13 protein-coding genes are annotated in these 17,616 nt (G+C 63.9%); 7 read left to right on the forward strand and 6 right to left on the reverse strand.

Annotation, left to right across the window (positions count from 1 at the left end):
• The first annotated feature begins 45 nt into the window (after positions 1-45).
• Both ONR57_RS16410 and ONR57_RS16415 read left to right on the forward strand, forming a co-directional pair.
• Positions 46-1,104, forward strand: coding sequence for an AraC family transcriptional regulator (locus ONR57_RS16410; protein WP_265124602.1), 1,059 nt, complete (start codon positions 46-48; stop codon positions 1,102-1,104).
• A 75-nt stretch (positions 1,105-1,179) separates the two neighbouring features.
• Positions 1,180-2,700 (forward strand): aldehyde dehydrogenase family protein, encoded by a 1,521-nt coding sequence (locus ONR57_RS16415; RefSeq protein WP_265124603.1) that lies wholly within the window; start codon positions 1,180-1,182, stop codon positions 2,698-2,700.
• A gap of 159 nt (positions 2,701-2,859) precedes the next feature.
• Here the strand turns inward: ONR57_RS16415 and ONR57_RS16420 are convergent, their stop codons facing one another.
• The gene (locus ONR57_RS16420; protein ID WP_265124604.1) at positions 2,860-3,720 is read right to left on the reverse strand and encodes an oxygenase MpaB family protein; all 861 of its coding nucleotides are present in this window, start codon (positions 3,718-3,720) and stop codon (positions 2,860-2,862) included.
• 456 nt (positions 3,721-4,176) lie between these two features.
• Here ONR57_RS16420 and ONR57_RS16425 point away from each other — a divergent pair, with 456 nt between their 5' ends.
• Complete coding sequence (locus tag ONR57_RS16425; RefSeq protein ID WP_374116469.1) at positions 4,177-6,159, forward strand: elongation factor G; 1,983 nt, start codon at positions 4,177-4,179, stop codon at positions 6,157-6,159.
• Here the strand turns inward: ONR57_RS16425 and cydC are convergent.
• The 4 genes from cydC to ONR57_RS16445 are packed head-to-tail and all read right to left on the reverse strand — an operon-like array spanning position 6,122 to position 12,014.
• Entirely contained in the window at positions 6,122-7,828 is a 1,707-nt protein-coding gene (cydC, locus tag ONR57_RS16430) for a thiol reductant ABC exporter subunit CydC (protein WP_265124605.1), read from the reverse strand. The genes ONR57_RS16425 and cydC overlap by 38 nt on opposite strands.
• Positions 7,825-9,480 (reverse strand): thiol reductant ABC exporter subunit CydD, encoded by a 1,656-nt coding sequence (gene cydD, locus ONR57_RS16435; protein WP_265124606.1) that lies wholly within the window; start codon positions 9,478-9,480, stop codon positions 7,825-7,827. Before cydD ends, cydC begins: the two co-directional genes overlap by 4 nt.
• The gene (gene cydB / locus ONR57_RS16440; protein WP_265124607.1) at positions 9,477-10,511 is read right to left on the reverse strand and encodes a cytochrome d ubiquinol oxidase subunit II; all 1,035 of its coding nucleotides are present in this window, start codon (positions 10,509-10,511) and stop codon (positions 9,477-9,479) included. Before cydB ends, cydD begins: the two co-directional genes overlap by 4 nt.
• A gap of 15 nt (positions 10,512-10,526) precedes the next feature.
• Positions 10,527-12,014 carry a cytochrome ubiquinol oxidase subunit I gene (locus ONR57_RS16445; protein WP_265124688.1) on the reverse strand — a complete coding sequence of 496 codons (1,488 nt, stop codon included), beginning with the start codon at positions 12,012-12,014 and terminating at the stop codon, positions 10,527-10,529.
• 343 nt (positions 12,015-12,357) lie between these two features.
• On the opposite strand from ONR57_RS16445, the gene ONR57_RS16450 reads away from it, so the two are divergent.
• Both ONR57_RS16450 and ONR57_RS16455 read left to right on the forward strand, forming a co-directional pair.
• Complete coding sequence (locus ONR57_RS16450; protein WP_265124608.1) at positions 12,358-13,527, forward strand: CaiB/BaiF CoA-transferase family protein; 1,170 nt, start codon at positions 12,358-12,360, stop codon at positions 13,525-13,527.
• Positions 13,520-14,425 carry a hydroxymethylglutaryl-CoA lyase gene (locus ONR57_RS16455; protein ID WP_265124609.1) on the forward strand — a complete coding sequence of 302 codons (906 nt, stop codon included), beginning with the start codon at positions 13,520-13,522 and terminating at the stop codon, positions 14,423-14,425. The genes ONR57_RS16450 and ONR57_RS16455 overlap by 8 nt, the downstream gene beginning before the upstream one ends.
• A gap of 12 nt (positions 14,426-14,437) precedes the next feature.
• Here ONR57_RS16455 and ONR57_RS16460 read toward each other — a convergent pair whose 3' ends face one another.
• Positions 14,438-15,295, reverse strand: a complete 858-nt coding sequence (locus ONR57_RS16460) for an aminodeoxychorismate lyase (protein ID WP_265124610.1) — start codon at positions 15,293-15,295, stop codon at positions 14,438-14,440.
• 123 nt (positions 15,296-15,418) lie between these two features.
• On the opposite strand from ONR57_RS16460, the gene ONR57_RS16465 reads away from it, so the two are divergent.
• Complete coding sequence (locus ONR57_RS16465; RefSeq protein ID WP_265124689.1) at positions 15,419-16,489, forward strand: folate-binding protein YgfZ; 1,071 nt, start codon at positions 15,419-15,421, stop codon at positions 16,487-16,489.
• Positions 16,490-16,503: 14 nt separating this feature from the next.
• Positions 16,504-17,457: an asparaginase gene (locus ONR57_RS16470; RefSeq protein WP_265124611.1), complete on the forward strand. Its 954-nt coding sequence runs from the start codon at positions 16,504-16,506 to the stop codon at positions 17,455-17,457.
• The last annotated feature ends 159 nt before the right edge of the window (positions 17,458-17,616 follow it).

Consider the following 17,616-nt stretch of genomic DNA (forward strand, 5'->3'; position numbering starts at 1 on the left):
GGACAGATACTTGAGAAATTCGGCCAAATGGCGTGTGATGTCAGGATGATCGATCGCTGGGAGATGCCGCGGTCTTGCGTGAGCGCTGCGATGCTCACCGAACTGGCAACGGAACACGGTGTCGCCGCCGCGCACGTCCTCCGCGGTACCGGCATTACCCCCCAGGTTCTGAAAGACCCCACCGCGGAAATCACCGCAGGGCAAGAGCTCACACTGGTGCGCAATCTCATCAGCCACCTCGCCACTGTCGACGGTTTGGGCATTGCGGCCGGTAAGCGCTACCACGCGCCCTCCTTCGGCCCACTTGGGTTCGCGATGATCAGCAGCCCCACGGTGCGCGAAGCCCTGGAGGTTGTCACACGGTGGTTCGAGTTGTCCTTCTCGTTCTCGACGCTCCGGCGCCACGACGACGATGCGACGATCACTGTCGTCCTCGATGACACTGGCGTACCTGCGGACATCAAGTGCTTCAACACCGAGCGCGATCTGTCGGCGATTTGCACGATGATCAGGTCGCTGTTGCCTTCGATGCCCATACTCCTCGCGGGCCTCGACATCGCCTTGCCTGAGCCCCGTTACGTCGCGAAATACGCCGACATTGCGGCGGCGGTCGCCACCGAGTTGCGTTTCGGCTCCGCCGTGACTGCGCTGCACATCGACGCCGCGCTGCTCCCTCTTCCACTGCCGCAAGCGAACCGGCATATCGCGGAGATGTGTGTGCAGCAGTGCGCCACACTGTTACAGCGGCGGCGGGCGCGGGCGGGTGTGAGTGGTCACGTGCGTGATCACCTTCTGCGGCGGGGGCATGCTGCCGATCAGGACGAGGTCGCGCGGGAGCTCAGCATGAGTGTGCGTACGCTGCGGCGGCGGCTGACCGAGGAAGGCACGTCGTACCGCGAACTGGTCGCGGAAACACTCGGGATGCTCGCCGAAGAACTGTTGCGCACGGGGATGCCGGTGGAGCAGATCGCTGATCGGCTCGGTTACGCGGACGCATCAAGTTTCACCCATGCGTTTAAGTCATGGAAAGGGATGACTCCGGGGCGGTACGCGCGCGAGCGAGTCGGCAATCGGACCAGCCAGCCCATCCGGGCCGCTTATTGACATTCTGCCGATAAGCGTGATGATGGACACTGGAAGGCACCTATCTGTGCCAGCGCCGCTCACCGAAGGAGCTTCATGTCCACCCCCAAAACCACGAAAGAACCCGCGCCCGCGCAACAGGCGTCGGCCCTCGCATCGGTTAACCCGGCAACCGGTGATGTCATCGCCGTGCACTCCGTCCAGACACCCGCCGAGGTGAATGCTGCCGTCGAACGCGCGCGCGAAGCCGCAGCCACGTGGCGCGACCTCGGTTTCGACGAACGAAAGAAATACCTGCTGAGATGGGTGACCTATCTCCTCGATCATGCGGAGCAGTTCAGCGATCTCATCCACGCTGAGAACGGCAAGCCGCGCGACGACGCGTACCTCGAGCTCGTCCTCGCCGTCGAACACGTTGCCTGGGCGGCGAAGCACGCGAAGAAAGCGCTCGCGCCCAAGAAGGTCAAACCCGGGGTTCTGATGGCGAATTTTTCCGCCGTCGTCGAGCAGCGGCCGCTCGGCGTGGTTGGCGTGATCGGCCCCTGGAATTACCCTGTCTACACCCCGATGGGGTCTATCGCGTACGCGCTCGCCGCCGGCAACGCGGTCGTATTCAAGCCCAGCGAGTACACGACGACCGTCGGAAATTACCTCGCCGATTCGTTCCGCCTGGCAAACCCGGGACTGCGAAATAACATTTTTACGACCGTGAACGGTTACGGCGAGACCGGTGCTGCGCTCGTCAAGTCCGGCGTCGACAAAATCGCCTTCACCGGTTCGACCGCCACGGGTAAGCGCATCATGGCGACCGCTGCCGAGTCGCTCACCCCAGTCCTGCTCGAATGCGGCGGCAAGGACGCGGCTATCGTCGCCGCGGACGCCGATGTCAAAGCCGCGGCGGATGCGATCGCGTTCGGGGCAATGGCCAACAGCGGGCAGACCTGCGTCGGTGTCGAGCGCGTCTACGTCGAGAAAGCGGTGGCCGACGAGTTTATCCGCGAAATTCGCACCATCATTTCCGGTTTGACACCTGGCGAAGGACCCGACTCCTCGTACGGCCCCATGACGATGCCCGCTCAGATCGACATCGTACGCAAGCACATTGCTGACGCGATCGAACATGGCGGCACCGCAATCGTCGGCGGACTCGATTCGGTCAAAGAACGCTTCATCGAACCGGTCGTTATTGTGGACGCGGACGAGTCCTCTGCCGCAGTCCAGGAAGAGACCTTCGGCCCCACACTGACGATCCGCACCGTGAAATCAGTCAGTGAGGCGATTCGCCTGGCGAACGCGTCGAAGTACGGCCTCGCGTCCACCGTCTACTCGAAAAAGCAGGGTCTGGAAATCGCACGCCAGTTGCGGGCGGGCGCCACCTCCATCAACTCTGTGCTCGGCTTCGCAGCAATCCCAGCACTCCCCTTCGGCGGTGTTGGCGAGTCAGGCATTGGACGCATCCACGGCGAACCCGGTCTCAAGGAATTCACTCGCCCGCACGCGATCGCGAGCCAGCGGTTCGCGCTGCCCGGTATGGCGCTGCTGAGTTTCAAGCGATCCAAGATGACGACCGTGATCGTCAAGAAGGCAATGAAAGTCCTGCACGGCCGATACAAGTAAGGGCCGGGAGCAGACGACGGCCCGGTGCACCGGCGCAATCACGTAAAAGACGCACGGGAAACGGGACAGGTTCACAGCAAAAACTCGTGAACGTGTCCTGTTTCCCGTGCGTTTGGGGCAGTCGTGGGTGCCTCACTGGCTCCCGCGCGAGCACCCCCGCTACACCAGCGGCTGGCCGTTTCTCATGCGCCGCCGCGTGTCCCACAGGTATGTATTCATGGGGAAGCGCCGAATAATCCCTGGTGCGACCCGCAGCCCCGCGCCGAGCGCCCGGAACGCCGCGCGGTGCAGCCGGTCCTGGCGCGGTGTCCATGTCAGCTGCATTTCGTCGCGCAAGCGCGGCGGCAGTTGCCCCGTTACGAGGAAGCGATGCAGGCGCGCGCTAAGGATCCGCAGCGGCAGCGGCAGCGCTTTGAGATCAATCAGATCGTTCAGGTAGTCCCGCACCGTGTCATCGATGGACGTCGCGGCGAGCGTCTTCTGCCAGTATTCGCTGAACGCTTCCCGGTTCGCCGGCCACAGTTCCGGCGGCATTTGCAGGGTGGAGCCGAACCGGACGCAGTAGCGGTATAGTGCGTCAGCCTCAGCATCGTCGATGGGCCCATGAAGTCGCTCGGTGAGATCGACGACGCCGTAATAGAGGCACGCTGCGACCCATAGCTGCAGCGCGGGGCTGAACGCGTTGTACTTGACGGGGCTCTCCGGGCGCGAACGCACGAGCCGATGGGCCTGGTTCACAGCATCCCGATAGCGCGCCCGTTCTTCCTCAGTGCCTTGCAGTGCGATTGCGAGGTACGACAGCGTGGTCCGCAGCCGCTTGAAGGGGTGCAGCGTGACTTTTCCGCTATCCACCGGACTTTCCACCACGCCGTAGCCCACTGGGGGCAGACTCAGCTGCATGATGACGTTCGCTGCGCCACCGAGGAACGCAGCCGCGCCGTCGATGTGCTTCCACGTTTCCGCGTCGGCCGGCAGTTCAGGCTCACGGTGGTACGGCGTGTTTCGTGCGGCGCTCGTCATTGTGCGCTCCCCCTGGAAGCCCCGGCGTCAACCGAGAGTTGATATTTGATCAAAATATAGCCCAGTTGGTCCACGGTATGAAGGCGGCACACCACACAATCTCCTCAGAAAACGGACAGCCCCCGAACCGTATTACCAGTGGGACAACACCGGTGGTTCGGGGGCTGGGTAACTGCCTGGTATTCGCACGCTGCCTGCGGCAGAGGAATCCCTGAGCACACAGGCTGCTAGCGGGCAGCCACCTCACGTGTCCTAAAGCCAATCATTCTTTGGACCACCTCCTTCCTCGTGTACAAGCGAAGGTACCCGCGCGTGAGACAACCGGCAATGGATTTTTTCCGAGCGGACGTTGGGTTGCGTCGCGCGGGGTAGTGTCGAGTTACCCAACCAGCGGCACATCCTTCCCGAGGGGAGGCGATCACCATCGGCGCCAAGCGGATCCGCAACGTTGCTCTCGTGGGCCACCACGGCAACGGCAAAACCTCGCTTGCCGAAGCGCTCCTCGCGGCCGCAGGAGCAATCGGACGGGCCGGGCGCGTGGAGAACGGCAACACGACCCTGGACACCCAGCCCGAGGAACGTTCCCGAGCACAAACGCTCACACTCGGACTAGCGTCCTTCACGTGGAATGACTACCGTATCAACCTGATCGACACACCCGGGTATCTCGATTTCGCAGGCGATGCCGAAATCGCATTACAGGTCGCCGACATGGCAGTTTTTGTCGTCGACGGTGTCAGCGGGCTGCAAGTCAGCGATGAAATGATGTGGGCCGCCGCAGCCGAGCGCGGCCTCCCGCGGCTCGTTTTCATCAACAAAATGGACAAGGACCGAGCGTCGTTCGCGACCACGCTCGAAGACGTTCGTGCCCACTTCGGTCAGGGAATCGAGCCGATCGAATTACCAGTCGGCGAGGCACGAGCGTTTACCGGCGTGACGGACCTGCTCAGCGAGCACACCTTCTTCTACGACACCGGGAGCACCGTCGAGCGGGATGAAGTCCCGCCGGAGATAGCCGCACAAGAACACGAAGAACACGAGCATCTCCTCGAGGACGTCATTCAGATCGAGGACGACCTGCTTGCGCGCTACCTCGATGGCGAGACGATCACGGTGACTGAACTGGGCCGCGCGCTCAGGTCCGGCTTCGCGACCGCGACATTGTGGCCAGTGCTGTGCGGATCGGCGACCGAAATGGTCGCCGTGGACCGGCTGCTCGACTTCATTTGCCGACTCGGCCCCGGTCCCGACGACCTTCCCGGCCCCCGCGTCGGCGAGAGCGGAAAAACTGTCACCCTCTCCTGCCGGGACGACGGCCCCACCGTGGGGTACGTCTTCAAAACACAGACCGATGAGTACGTCGGGCAAGTCGCCTACCTCAAGCTTCTCTCCGGAACGATCCATGCGGATGAGGTGCTCATCAACCAGCGCACTGGCGCGAAAGAACGGCTACACAACCTCCTTACCGTGCTGGGCAACAAGACGACCAGCATCGGAGTGGCCGAGGCCGGCGACATTATCGCGGCGATAAAACTGTCCGACGTCGCCACCGGTGACACCCTCGCGCCGCCAGGCTCAGCGCTTACGGTCGCGGCGGCCGCTACCCACCAGCCCGTGTACGCGATAGCGGTGTCCCCACAGCGCACCGGGGACGAGGACAAACTAGCGACCGCGCTTGCCGAAATGGTGCGCGACGACCCGACACTGCATGTTGAGCGCGATCCGGACACGCACCAGCTCGTCATCCGCGGCGCCGGGGACGTGCACGTTCAGGTCGCGCTTTCGCGGGTGCAGCGCCGGTTCGGGGTGTCTGTAGGCACTGAACCGGTGAAAGTCGCCTACCGCGAAACGCTCGCCAAAGCGGTGCAAACCGAGGGCCGTCATAAGAAGCAAAGCGGTGGACATGGCCAGTTCGGGGTTGCCACTGTTCGCTTCGAACCGCTCCCCCGCGACTCCGGCTTCGAGTTCCACGACGAGACGAAAGGTGGTGTCATTCCGAAGTCGCTCGTGCCTGCCGTCGGAAAAGGCATTTCTGAATCTATGGGGCGCGGCGGCCGGGAAGGCCACCCACTCGTCGATATCCGCGCCACGGTGACTGACGGAAAGCATCACTCCGTCGACTCTGACGAGTTCAGCTTCAGAATGGCAGGCGCCCTCGCACTCAAAGAGGCGATCGAGCGCGTCGGCACGATCGTCCTCGAGCCGATCGTTCATGTTGAAGTCACCGTACCCGACGCGGTACAAGGCGACGTCCTTGCGGATCTTGCACGGCGGCGCGGCCAGATCGAAGGCACCGAGCCTGCCACCGATGGACACACGACCATCATTGCGTCTGTGCCACAGGGGGAAGTTCTGGACTACGCGGTGTCGCTGCGTTCGATGACACACGGCCGCGGCCGCTTCACCGCCGAGTTTGCCCGGTATCAGCAGCGGCCGTAACCGGCCCCACACGGTGGAAACTGACCCCCGCATTCCGGTGGTCAGTTTCCACGATCGTGCGCGCAGGGACGAGGTGTGACACCACCACCACGGTGCGGTCGGGTGCCACCAAGCCGCTGGCCGGATCAAGCAGTTCCTCAAGGAGCCGTTCGGCATCATCTGCATCGAGGTGCTCAGCGGGCTCGTCGAGCAGGAGCACGCGGGCGGGCGAGAGGATCGCGCGGGCTAACAGAAGCCTTCGCCGCTGCCCCCCAGACACCGCCTCTTCGCCACCGGACAGCATCGTGTCGATACCATCGGGCAGCTCGCCCAGCCACTCACCCAGCCCTACCTCGTGCAGCACGGCCGCCATCTCTGCGTCAGTCGCGTCCGACCGGCCGACACGAAGATTTTCGCGGATCGTGGTCGCGAAGATATGCGCGTCCTCCGCGAAGAAGGATACAGTGCGGCGCAGCGCCGCCGGCTCCCACTCGTGCAGCGGCACGCCGCCTGCCGTGACGCTGCCGCTGATCGGCGGGATCAAGCCAGCGATCGTCATGAGGAGGGTCGATTTGCCAGCGCCGCTCGGGCCGGTGATGAGTATCCGGCTGCCCGCCGGCCACCGGAGGCCGAAGGGCCCAGTCTTCTCGCTGCCGTCCCAGCCGCATCGCAGGTCCTGTACCCGCAACTCGTAACCGCTTGGCGGGCGCGAGGGCTCTTTCGCTGTGGGCGGCTCAGCCGCTTCGTCCACCAGTGCCATCACGCGGTGCGCCGCGCGCTGGGCCCGCTGCAAGTGCACAGCGGCCTCCGGCAACACGGACGTCGCTTCGAAGGCCGCTAGCGGCAGCAGGACGAGGATGCCAAGAGAGGTGAGCGCGATCTCGCCCGCCGCATAAAGCTGCATACCGATGAGCAGCGCACCGGCCACACTCGCCCCCACCGCGATTGGCGTCACTGCCCCAGCCCCGGCCGCAGAAATCGCTGCTTTGTCCACCGAGCGGTCCGCAGAACCTATAGCCCTGTCCGCACGGTTTAGCGATCCGCTAATCTGCCCGGAAACCTGTAACTCTGCGGCGTGGTCGAGGACATTCATTGCGGCCTCGCGGTGTTCGCTGCGATAGTGGTCGGCGTCGTATTCACGATGCCGGGCAGCAGCCGCAGCCAGCGCCGGAGCGAGCACACCGGCAGCAACCAGCGCCACCGCGAGGATTAGCGCAGCAGCGGGCGCGATCAGCGCCATCGCCCCGACAGCCGCGATGCCGAGCAGCACGGCAACCGCGATGGGAACGACACACCGGACCACCGTTTCGCCGAGCGTGTCGATGTCTTCGCCGGTGCGGGCCAGCAGCCCGCCGCGACTTGCGCCCAGCGCCGCGCGCGGATAGCCGCGAGCAAGCCGGTCATAAACGGATGTGCGCGCGGCAACGGTCCCGCGGAGCGCAAGATCGTGCGTTGCGAGCCGGTCCAGATAACGAAAGACGCCCCGGCTAATCCCCAGCGCACGCACCGCGACTACCGCGACAGTGAGATCGAGGACGGGCGGCATTTCAAACGCACGCATAATCAGCCACGCCGATACACCCGCCAGTGTGAGCGCGGAAGCCAGTGTGATGGTGGCCGCGGTGATCGCGACAACGGCCCGGCCCTTGGGGATTTCTAAAAGCGCCAGCGCGCGAGATAGCGTGGTCACACGCACCGCCCGGCGCTGTGTTCAACGCTGATTACCCGGTCTGCCACATCGAGTACACGGCGATGGTGTGCCACCACCACGACGGTCTTGCCGCGTTCTGCGCAGTCACGCAGCGCCCCCAGTACGTGCTCAGCGGATGCGGCGTCGAGATGCGCGGTGGGCTCGTCAAGCAGCAGAACATCCGCGTCCACGGCTAACGCGCGTGTCAGGGCGAGGCGCTGACGCTGTCCAAGCGACAGGCCCACCCCGCCCGCACCGAGCATTGTCTCCAGCCCTTCGGGCAGTTCTGCGAGCACCGCGCCGAAACCGGTCCGCGCCGCAGCGGCAGCAAGATCCGGCACGGCACCGCCGAGTTCCAGGTTCGCGCGGACGGTCCCCGGCACCAGCACCGGTTTCTGTGGCACCCATGCGACGTGCTGCCACCACTCGCCGCGGTCGATGTCGCTAACGTCGACACCATTCACTGTGACAGAACCCGCGTCCGGCTCCACCAGTACGAGCATCGCGTGGAGAGCAGATGACTTGCCGGCCCCGTTGGGTCCGGCAAGGACGGTGACTTCGCCGGGCCGGAACTCCGCGTTCAGTCCGTCTGGCGCGTATCCGTCCCGGGCGCGCAGCCGCAGTCCGCTCAGCGCGATCGTGTACGGCCCAGGCGGGGCGGGAGGCCCGGAGCGCTGGTCAGCAGTCGGCCCCTCAAGCAGTCTGAAGGCCTTGTTCGCTGCGGTCACTCCGTCTTCGGCAGCATGAAATTGGGCACCAACCATACGCAGCGGCAAGTACACCTCGGCCGCGAGGATCAGCGCTACGAGGCCTGGCTGCAGCTCCATGTTCCCGTAAACCAGCCGCAGGCCGACGCTGACAGCGACGAGCGCGACGCACAGCGTCGCGAACATCTCTAACACCATGGATGACAGAAAGGCTATTCGCAGCGATGCCATCGTGGTACGGCGGTGCTGCTCGCCGAGTTCCTGCACGCGCTGTGTTTGACCTTGCTCGCGGGCGAGCGCGCGCAACGTTGGCAGGCCCGCGATAAGATCTAGCAGCTGGGCGGACAGCTGGGACATCGCTCGCAACTTCGTGCGGGACTTTCCGCGCGTCAGCAATCCGATCAGGATCATGAACGTCGGAATGAGCGGCAACGTGAAGAAAATAATCAGCGCCGACGTCATGTCGTTCATTGCGATCACCACAAGAACAGCGGGCGGCACAACCGCAGCGAGTGCGAGCGCGGGCAGGTAGCCCGTGAGATACGGGCCGAGACCGTCCAAACCACCAGTCTTGTGCGTCAACACCAGTACCGCGTCATCGCGCACCTCCGCGCGGCGGCGCGGCGGCAGCTGCGCAACCGCGCCGAGAACGTCATTCTTGAGGCCCCGGACGACGGCTGCCGCGCTGCGGTGCGCGAAACGGGTATGCACCCACATTGCACCCGCTCGTATCAGCACGGCTCCGGCAAGGATTGCGAACTCCGCTGTCCACGCGCTCAGGGTGCGCCGCGCCGGATCAGTTGCGATTCCCGCGAGAATCGCCGCGATCATCAGAGCCATGACGATGACGGTCGCGGCCGTCACGACACCCATGACGACCGTCAGCACCAGGTACGGCCGTACCGGCGCGGACAGTCGCCACAGTCGCGGGTCGAAAGGTTTCATTTTCGCACTTTAAGCCCGATGGAGTCGGGAATGTGCTCGGTTGAGATGCGCTTTCGGAATACCCAGTACGTCCAGCCCTGGTAGATCATCACGACGGGCGCGAGGAACGCCGCAGCCCAGGTCATTACGGTCAGGGTGTACGGCGATGACGCCGCATCGGCAACCGTCAGGCTCCATTCAGGGTTGAGCGAGGAGGGCATGACATCGGGGAAGAGTGAACCGAAGAGCAGCGCGGTCGCTGCCCCGATCGCCGCGAACGTGGCCGCGAACGCTCGGCCCTCGCGCTCGCGGGCAGTCATGACGACCGCGATCGCCAGCCCGGCTGCCGCGATTGCCGTGAAGACCCAGGTGAGGTCGGAGCCGTACGCGAACTGCGTCCAGATTGCGAAGCCGCCCGCCACCAGGAAGGTCGGCGGGGCCAGCATCTTGGCGGTCCGAACCGCGTCGGTACGCACCTCACCGGCGGTCTTGAGTGCGATGAAGACCGCACCGTGCAGAAGGAACAGCATCGCCGTAGTGATGCCACCGAGAATCGCGTACGGCGTGAGGATCGCTCCCCACACGCTCGTGATCTGCTTGTTCTCGTCGATCGGGGTGCCGCTGACGATCGCTGCGAACGCGACGCCCCAGAGCACCGCGGGGATCCACGACCCGATGATGATGCCGGCGTCGCACCGTGCCCGCCACTTGTCGTCGTCGATCTTGCCGCGGAATTCGATGGCGACGGCGCGGAAGATCAGCGCAAGCAGGATCAGAAGCAGCGGAATGTAAAAGCCTGAGAACAGGGTCGCATACCAGTCCGGGAACGCCGCGAACATCGCGCCGCCCGCGGTAATGAGCCACACCTCGTTGCCGTCCCACACGGGGCCGATTGTGTTGAGCGTGGTTCGGCGGCGCTTGTCCGCGTTCATCCTCGATTTGCGGCCCAGGAATGGCATGAGCATGCCGACGCCGAAGTCGAAGCCCTCGAGGACGAAGTAGCCGAGAAACAGGAAGGCGATGAGTATGAACCAGAGCGTGGTGAGTTCCATCTTCAGACTCCCGGCTTAGTAGGCGAACGACAGTGGCTTGACTTCCTCGCCGGTGTCGTCGTCGGGCTTGTGCGGATGTTTGTCGTGCTCGAGCGGGCCTTCTATGACGTATCGCCTGATCAGGTAGAACCAGACTCCGGCTAGCAGGCCGTAAACCAGGGTGAATGTGACCAGCGAGGTCAGGACCATCCCGGCCGAGTGGTTCGAGACCGCGTCTGCGGTCATGAGCCGGATTTGGTCGACGCCGGTGAGGTTCGGCACGACCACCCACGGCTGGCGACCCATTTCGGTGAAGATCCAGCCGAAGCTGTTCGCGAGGAACGGCGTGGGAATCGCGAGAATGGAGAGAGCCGCGAACCACTTCTGGTCGGGGACCCGGTTGCGCCGGGTCACCCACAGACCGGCGAAAGCAAGGATGGCCGAGCCAGCTGCTAGTCCGATCATCAAGCGGAACGACCAGTACGTGATGAACAGATTTGGCGCGTAATCGCCCTCACCATACCGCTCTGTGTACATCTCCTGAAGTTCCACGACGCCCATGAGTTCGGCATTGAAGTCGTTGGTCGCCAGGAATGAGGTCAGTCCCGGAATCGCGAGGATGTGGCGGACGTTCTCGCAGTCGTTGTTGTGATCGCCCAGGGTCAACAGCGAGAATTCGGCGCCCCGTTCGGTGTGGCACAGAGCTTCAGCGGAAGCCATCTTCATTGGCTGCTGCTCGAACATGAGTTTGGCCTGGATGTCGCCGGTGACACCGAGCGCGACGCCCGAGGCGATCATCACACCGAGGGCCATCCGGGTGACGGGCCGCCACATCGTGCGCGCTTCCTCTATGAGTTCAACCGCCTGCACCGGGTCGGCATGCTTCGCCTGCCGCATGCGCCGGACCATCCACCAGCCGCCGACGCCGGCGACGAATGTCGCCGCGGTGAGGAAGCTGCCCGCGATGGTATGCGGGAACGCGGCGAGTGCCGTGGGGTTGGTCAGAAGTTCCCAAATGCTGCTCAGCTCGGCTCGGCCTGTTTCTTCGTTGAATACAGCGCCGACGGGGTGCTGCATGAACGAATTGGCGACGATGATGAAGTACGCCGACGCGTTGACACCGATCGCCACCAGCCAAATCGTCGCGAGGTGTACGAGTCGTGGCAATCTCCCCCAGCCGAAGATCCACAACCCGAGGAACGTCGATTCGATGAAGAAGGCGGCGAGGCCTTCGAGCGCGAGCGGCGCACCAAACACATCACCGATGAACCGGGAGTATTCGCTCCAGTTCATGCCGAACTGGAATTCCTGGACGATGCCGGTGACGATACCGAGCGCGAAATTGATCAAGAAAAGTTTTCCGAAAAATTTCGTGAGCCGGTACCAATGGTCCTTGCCTGTGACCATCCACATCGTCTGCATCACCGCAACGAGCGGCGCGAGGCCAATCGTGAGTGGCACAAAGATGAAGTGGTACACGGTTGTGACACCAAACTGCCACCGGGCGATATCCAGCGCTTCCAGGCTGTTCACGGCGATCTCCAAACTAGGGCGGGCTGGCCCCTCCGGTTGGAAGGTTCAGCCGAGAACCACCGGCACTCCTCGGCCATAAACTGACCGTACTACTACTAAAAGTAGTAGTCACTACGCCCTGTAGTAGACGTTGGTCACACTGGGAAAGCGGCGTACCTGCAGAGATAAACCCGAAAGTTCTCGACAACAGCTTCTGAGCTTCCTCTTTCTGGCCGGGGCAGCGCAGTGCCAAACGGCATGTCTTCCCAGGGACTGAAGTCCCATATGCAGCCCCGGACGAACTGGACCGAATGGACGGGCCACCCTGCAACACATCACTGCAACAATGGTGATCGTGACTGCAGACACACACAGCGGCCCCTTGCAGGGCGTCCGCGTGCTTGAAATGGGACAGCTCATCGCGGGCCCATTCGCAGGCAGCCGCCTCGCCGACTTCGGAGCTGACGTCATCAAGATCGAGCCACCAGGCCGCGGCGATCCAATGCGTGACTGGGGCAAGAAAGTCAACGAAACGAGTCTGTGGTGGGCGGTAATCGCACGCAACAAGAGGTCTGTCGCCGCCGACCTGAGCACCGATGAGGGGCGCGACGTCATCCGTGAACTAGCCAGGGACGCTGACGCGATCGTTGAGAACTTCCGGCCAGGAACCCTGGAACGCTGGGGCCTCGGGCCCGATGAGCTGCACGCGATCAATCCACGGCTGATCATTGTCCGAATCTCCGGATTCGGCCAGACCGGGCCCTACTCGGCACGGCCGGGATTCGCGAGCGTCGGCGAAGCCATGGGCGGCTTGCGTTACATCAACGGGTTCCCTGGCGAGGTCCCGCCCCGATGTGGCATCTCCCTCGGCGACACGCTCGCCGCGCTCTTCGCGTTCGAAGGACTCCTCATGGCACTGTACTGGCGCGACGCACGCGGCGGCACCGGCCAGGTCGTCGACGCGTCCATCCTCGAGAGCTGTTTCGCGATGCTCGAATCAACTCTTCCCGACTACGACAAACTCGGTGTCGTGCGCGAGCCCACGGGCACCAGCCTGAAGAACCTGGCGCCGAGCAACGTGTACCCCACCAAGGAAGGCCGTCACATCGTGATCGCCGCGAACGCGGATCCCATGTTCCGGCGACTCGCTGCAGCGATGAACAAACCAGAACTCGCCGAAGACCCGCGCTTCGCCACCCATATCCCGCGCGGCGAGAATGCCGAAGAGATCGACCGAATCATCACTGAGTGGTCCTCGAGTTTGACGTACGCGGACGTGACCCGCTCGCTGGACGCCCACGCGGTGGTGTGGGGCCCAATCAACTCGATCGCCGACATCGTTGCCGATCCGCACGCCCAAGAACGCGGCATGATCGTTCGGCAACCTGATGAACGGTTTGGCGAGCTCGCGGTGCCCGGCGTCGTACCGAAGCTGTCGAAAACACCTGGCAGGGTGAATTGGCTGGGCCGCGCGGAACCCGGCGACGACAACGCCGTAGTCCTGCGAAGGACGGAACATGAGTGACATCACAATCGCTGAAGTCGGCCCGCGCGACGGGCTACAGAACCTCGGCCGAGAGTTTTCGATAGCTGAGCGCGTGGAGCTGATCAATCGACTCACCAGCGCATCCCCCGCACTTGTGGAAGCAGTCAGCTTCGTCAACGACCGGCGTGTGCCCCAGATGGCGGGCGCTGAGCGCATTCTGCAGGAGATCGCCCGGCCCGAGGGAGTGCTGATCGCGGCGCTTGTCCTGAACACGCGCGGTGTGCAGCGCGCCCTCGAATGCGACCTCGACGAGGTGCGCTTCGCTGTGTCAGCCACCGATGCATTCAACCTTCGCAACGTCAACGCACCGGTTGCAGCGACCGTCGCTGATTTCGGGGCTGCAGCGGCGCCGCTGCATGCGGCCGGCAGGAAGCTCACAGCGGTGATCGCAGTGAGCTTCGGATGTCCGTTCACGGGCCGTGTCGCGCCCAGTTCCGTCGTCGATCTCGCAGGCAAGCTCGTCGACGCGGGCGCAGACGAACTGGTTCTCGCCGACACGATCGGCTGTGCGGTTCCGACGCAGGTGCGAGACCTCCTAAACCGGATGCGCACGCGCTGGCCTGAACTACCCCTCGGTCTGCACCTGCACAACACCCGCAACACCGGCTACCTGAACGCACTTGTCGGTGTTGAAGCAGGCGCGACCACGCTCGACGCATCTGTTGGCGGTCTCGGCGGCTGCCCGTTCGCACCCAATGCGACGGGCAACATCGCCACTGAGGACCTCGCGTTCATCTTGCGCAATATGGGGATCGAGACCGGGATCAACCTTGACGCACTGATCGCCGCCTCACAATGGATCGGCCGGTTCGTTCCGGGCGAGATCAGCGGCCAGGTGGCGAAAGCCGGTCTTTTCCCGGAGGTCGCCGAGCACTAGCGCAACACCTGGCTAGTCCGCTTTTTCGACCGCGCGGTCAATCAGGCGAGCAACGTCGAGAGCGAGTTTCGGCTCCGGCATCCGAATGCCGTTGACGGACGTGATGCGCGCGCCAAGCGCCACACTAGACACCAGCCAGGCCCCGTCCGCGTTGAGCAGGTCGACGACGGTAAGCGGCGCGTAAGAGGCCTGGAAGCCATGCTCGTCGGCCATATCGAACACAGCTCGCTGTGTGGTGCCGGGCAGGACACCGTAGTCAACAGGTGGTGTCACGAGTTCGCGACCGCGGAGGATCATCACCGTCGAGCGCGGCCCCTCGAGCACGTATCCGTCCGAGCTCACGAAGATCACGTCGTCCGCCCCGTTGCGGGCGGCATACCGGATTGCCGCCATATTCACCGCATATGACAACGTTTTCGCACCTAACAGCAGCCAGGGCGCGTATTCCTTCAAGTCGCTCGCGTAGCCGCGTTCGAGCGAGATCACGGTGACACCACTCGAGCGGGCTTGATGCACCCGCTGGTTGAGCGGGCTCACGAGCACGTATGCAGTCACCGCGCTCCCGGCATACTCGCGCCCCCGGCTGTACACAAGCCGCAGCACGCCCTCGCGGCGGTCGCCCCAGCGCTGCACCGCCATCGCAACCGCGTCGCGCCATTCCTGTGCATTCTGTTCTGGCAATTCGAGCATCGCGGCAGATTGCGCGAGACGCTTCAAGTGCGCCTCTAAGTTCAGCGCGCGGCCGCGCCGAACAAGAATTGTTTCAAACACACCATCTCCCCGCAGCGCAGCCATATCGTCTGCGTGCAGGAGAGGTTCGTCCGCGTCACGAAGCTCACAATCGAGCGTCACCAGAACCTGCTCAGCCATATACAAAAGCGTATTCGGCGCCGCAGCCGTAGGATCGTTGACGTGGCCGATCCTGAAGCACGCGAACAAGGCAGCGCTACCGACCTCAGCCCCGGGCATTCAGCCGCGACCTATTCAAGTCCGCTGCTCGCTGTACCAGGCGCTGTCCCAGCCCCGGAAGAATGGCCTGATCAGGGCGTTGCCTGGCACTGCGGTGATCCTCTTGTCGAACAGCGTGCAGGCGCCGAAGCGCTTGCGGTGATCGACCGCTCACACCGCACTGTGATATCCGTGACAGGCGCAGATCGCCTCACATGGCTGCACTCCCTGGCCAGTCAGAGTTTCACCGACCTCGCCGAGGGCCAGACCGCCGAAAGCCTGATTCTCGATGTCAATGGACGGATCGAGCACCACTTCATCGCGACGCATTTCGGTGAGACCCTCTGGCTTGACACGGAACGTGACCGCGCACCGGCGCTGCTCGGGTATCTCCGCAAGATGATCTTCTGGTCCAAGGTCGAGGTCACCGAAACCGACATGGCCGTCGTCTCCCTCCTCGGCCCTCGTGTCTCGGATGCTGTCGCGGACATCAGCCAGGCGCAGCCCTTCGCGAGCGGCTTCACCCGGCCGCTCGCCTGGCCCGCCGAGGGCCGTGCGGATGCGATCGTGCCCCGCGCTGAACTGCGTGTCGTGTGGCAGCGTCTCACCGATGCCGGCGCGCACCCTGCGGGCACCTGGGCCTTCGAAGCGCTGCGGGTTACCGCGCTGCGTCCCAGGGTCGGCGTCGACACCGATGAGCGCACCATTCCGCATGAAGCTCGCTGGATCGGAACCGCGGCCCAGCATGGCGCGGTCCACCTGGAGAAGGGCTGCTATCGGGGCCAGGAGACAGTCGCCCGGGTGCATAACCTGGGACGGCCGCCCCGGCACCTCGTTTTGCTCCACCTCGATGGCTCCGACGAGCATCGCCCTGTCACTGGTGATCCGGTCAGCACCGGCGGCCGCGCGGTCGGCCGCGTTGGCACCGTGGTGGACCATTTCGAATACGGGCCTATCGCGCTGGGATTACTCAAGCGAACCGTGCCCGTAGACAGCGAACTCACCGCAGGCGCTCCCGGCCGGGAAGTCGCGGCATCGATCGACCCTGATTCGCTGCCCAGTTACGACGAGGTCCAGCCAGGCCGCGCCGCCGTCGACAAACTGCGGGGACGCTGAAAGCAGGCTGACACATGCGCTACGTTCCACTAGTCAACGTCATCAGGTCAGGGTTCGTGGAGTGCGTCCACCACGGCGCCCTGGTCGTATTGTCCCCACGTGGCCACATTCGACACTTGCGGGGCAGCGCGGATACACCGATTTATCCACGGTCCACCAATAAGCCGCTGCAAGCAGTCGGTTTGCTGCGCGCCGGGTACGAGCCCGCTGATGACGAGCATCTCGCGCTTGCCAGCGCGTCTCACGAAGGCGAGCCGGACCACGTCGCGATTGTCGAGGGGATGCTGGACAAGATCGGTGCGACAGAAGACATGCTGCAATGCCCGCCCGATCTGCCATCGAATGAGACAGCCCGCGCGCGGGTGATCCACCGTGCTGAAGGGTTGCGACGCGCCTACATGAACTGCTCCGGCAAGCATGCTGCGATGCTGGCGGCGTGCCTGCAGCACGACTGGCCGACCGCGAACTACATGGCTCCGAACCACCCCCTACAAACGCACCTGGCAGCGACGGTGCGTGAACTCACCGGAGAAGCCGAGCACCCGCTGGGTGTGGACGGGTGCGGGCTGCCAATCGTGCCGGTGTCACTGACCGGACTTGCCCGCGCGTTCCAGAAGCTCGTTACCGCTGTTGACGGCACTTTCGAGCACCAGGTCGCCGACGTCATACGCAAGCATCCTTACCTGCTGTCCGGAACGGGAAAGACAGATGTCACCCTCATTCGGGCGGTACCTGGCCTCGTGTGCAAGTCGGGCGCGGATGGAGTGTTCGCCGGCGCCCTGCCCGACGGGTCGGCGTTCGCATTCAAGATCGCCGACGGTCACGAACGGCCGCGGCTACCGCTCGCGGCAGCGGTCCTGCGCGCGCTCGACGCGCCCGGAGCCAGCCGGATCCCGGCGACTCCAGTGCTCGGTGGCGGCGAGCCCGTTGGAGAGGTACAGATCACAGTAGATGCCGTGCAGTTCTGACTGACCCGCGTAACAGACCGGCGGAGAAGGCAACAGACAGCAACAAACACAGCTAGCCCACGAAAATGCGGTAGGCTTCACATCGCTTGCGGCCGCAAACGGAGACGTCATTGCGGCGCAAGTCCGCGTCTCGCGGTAGAGTGTTTGCCAGGAAGAACA

This window comes from Hoyosella sp. YIM 151337 (assembly GCF_026041215.1).
Taxonomy (GTDB): Bacteria; Actinomycetota; Actinomycetes; order Mycobacteriales; family Mycobacteriaceae; genus Hoyosella.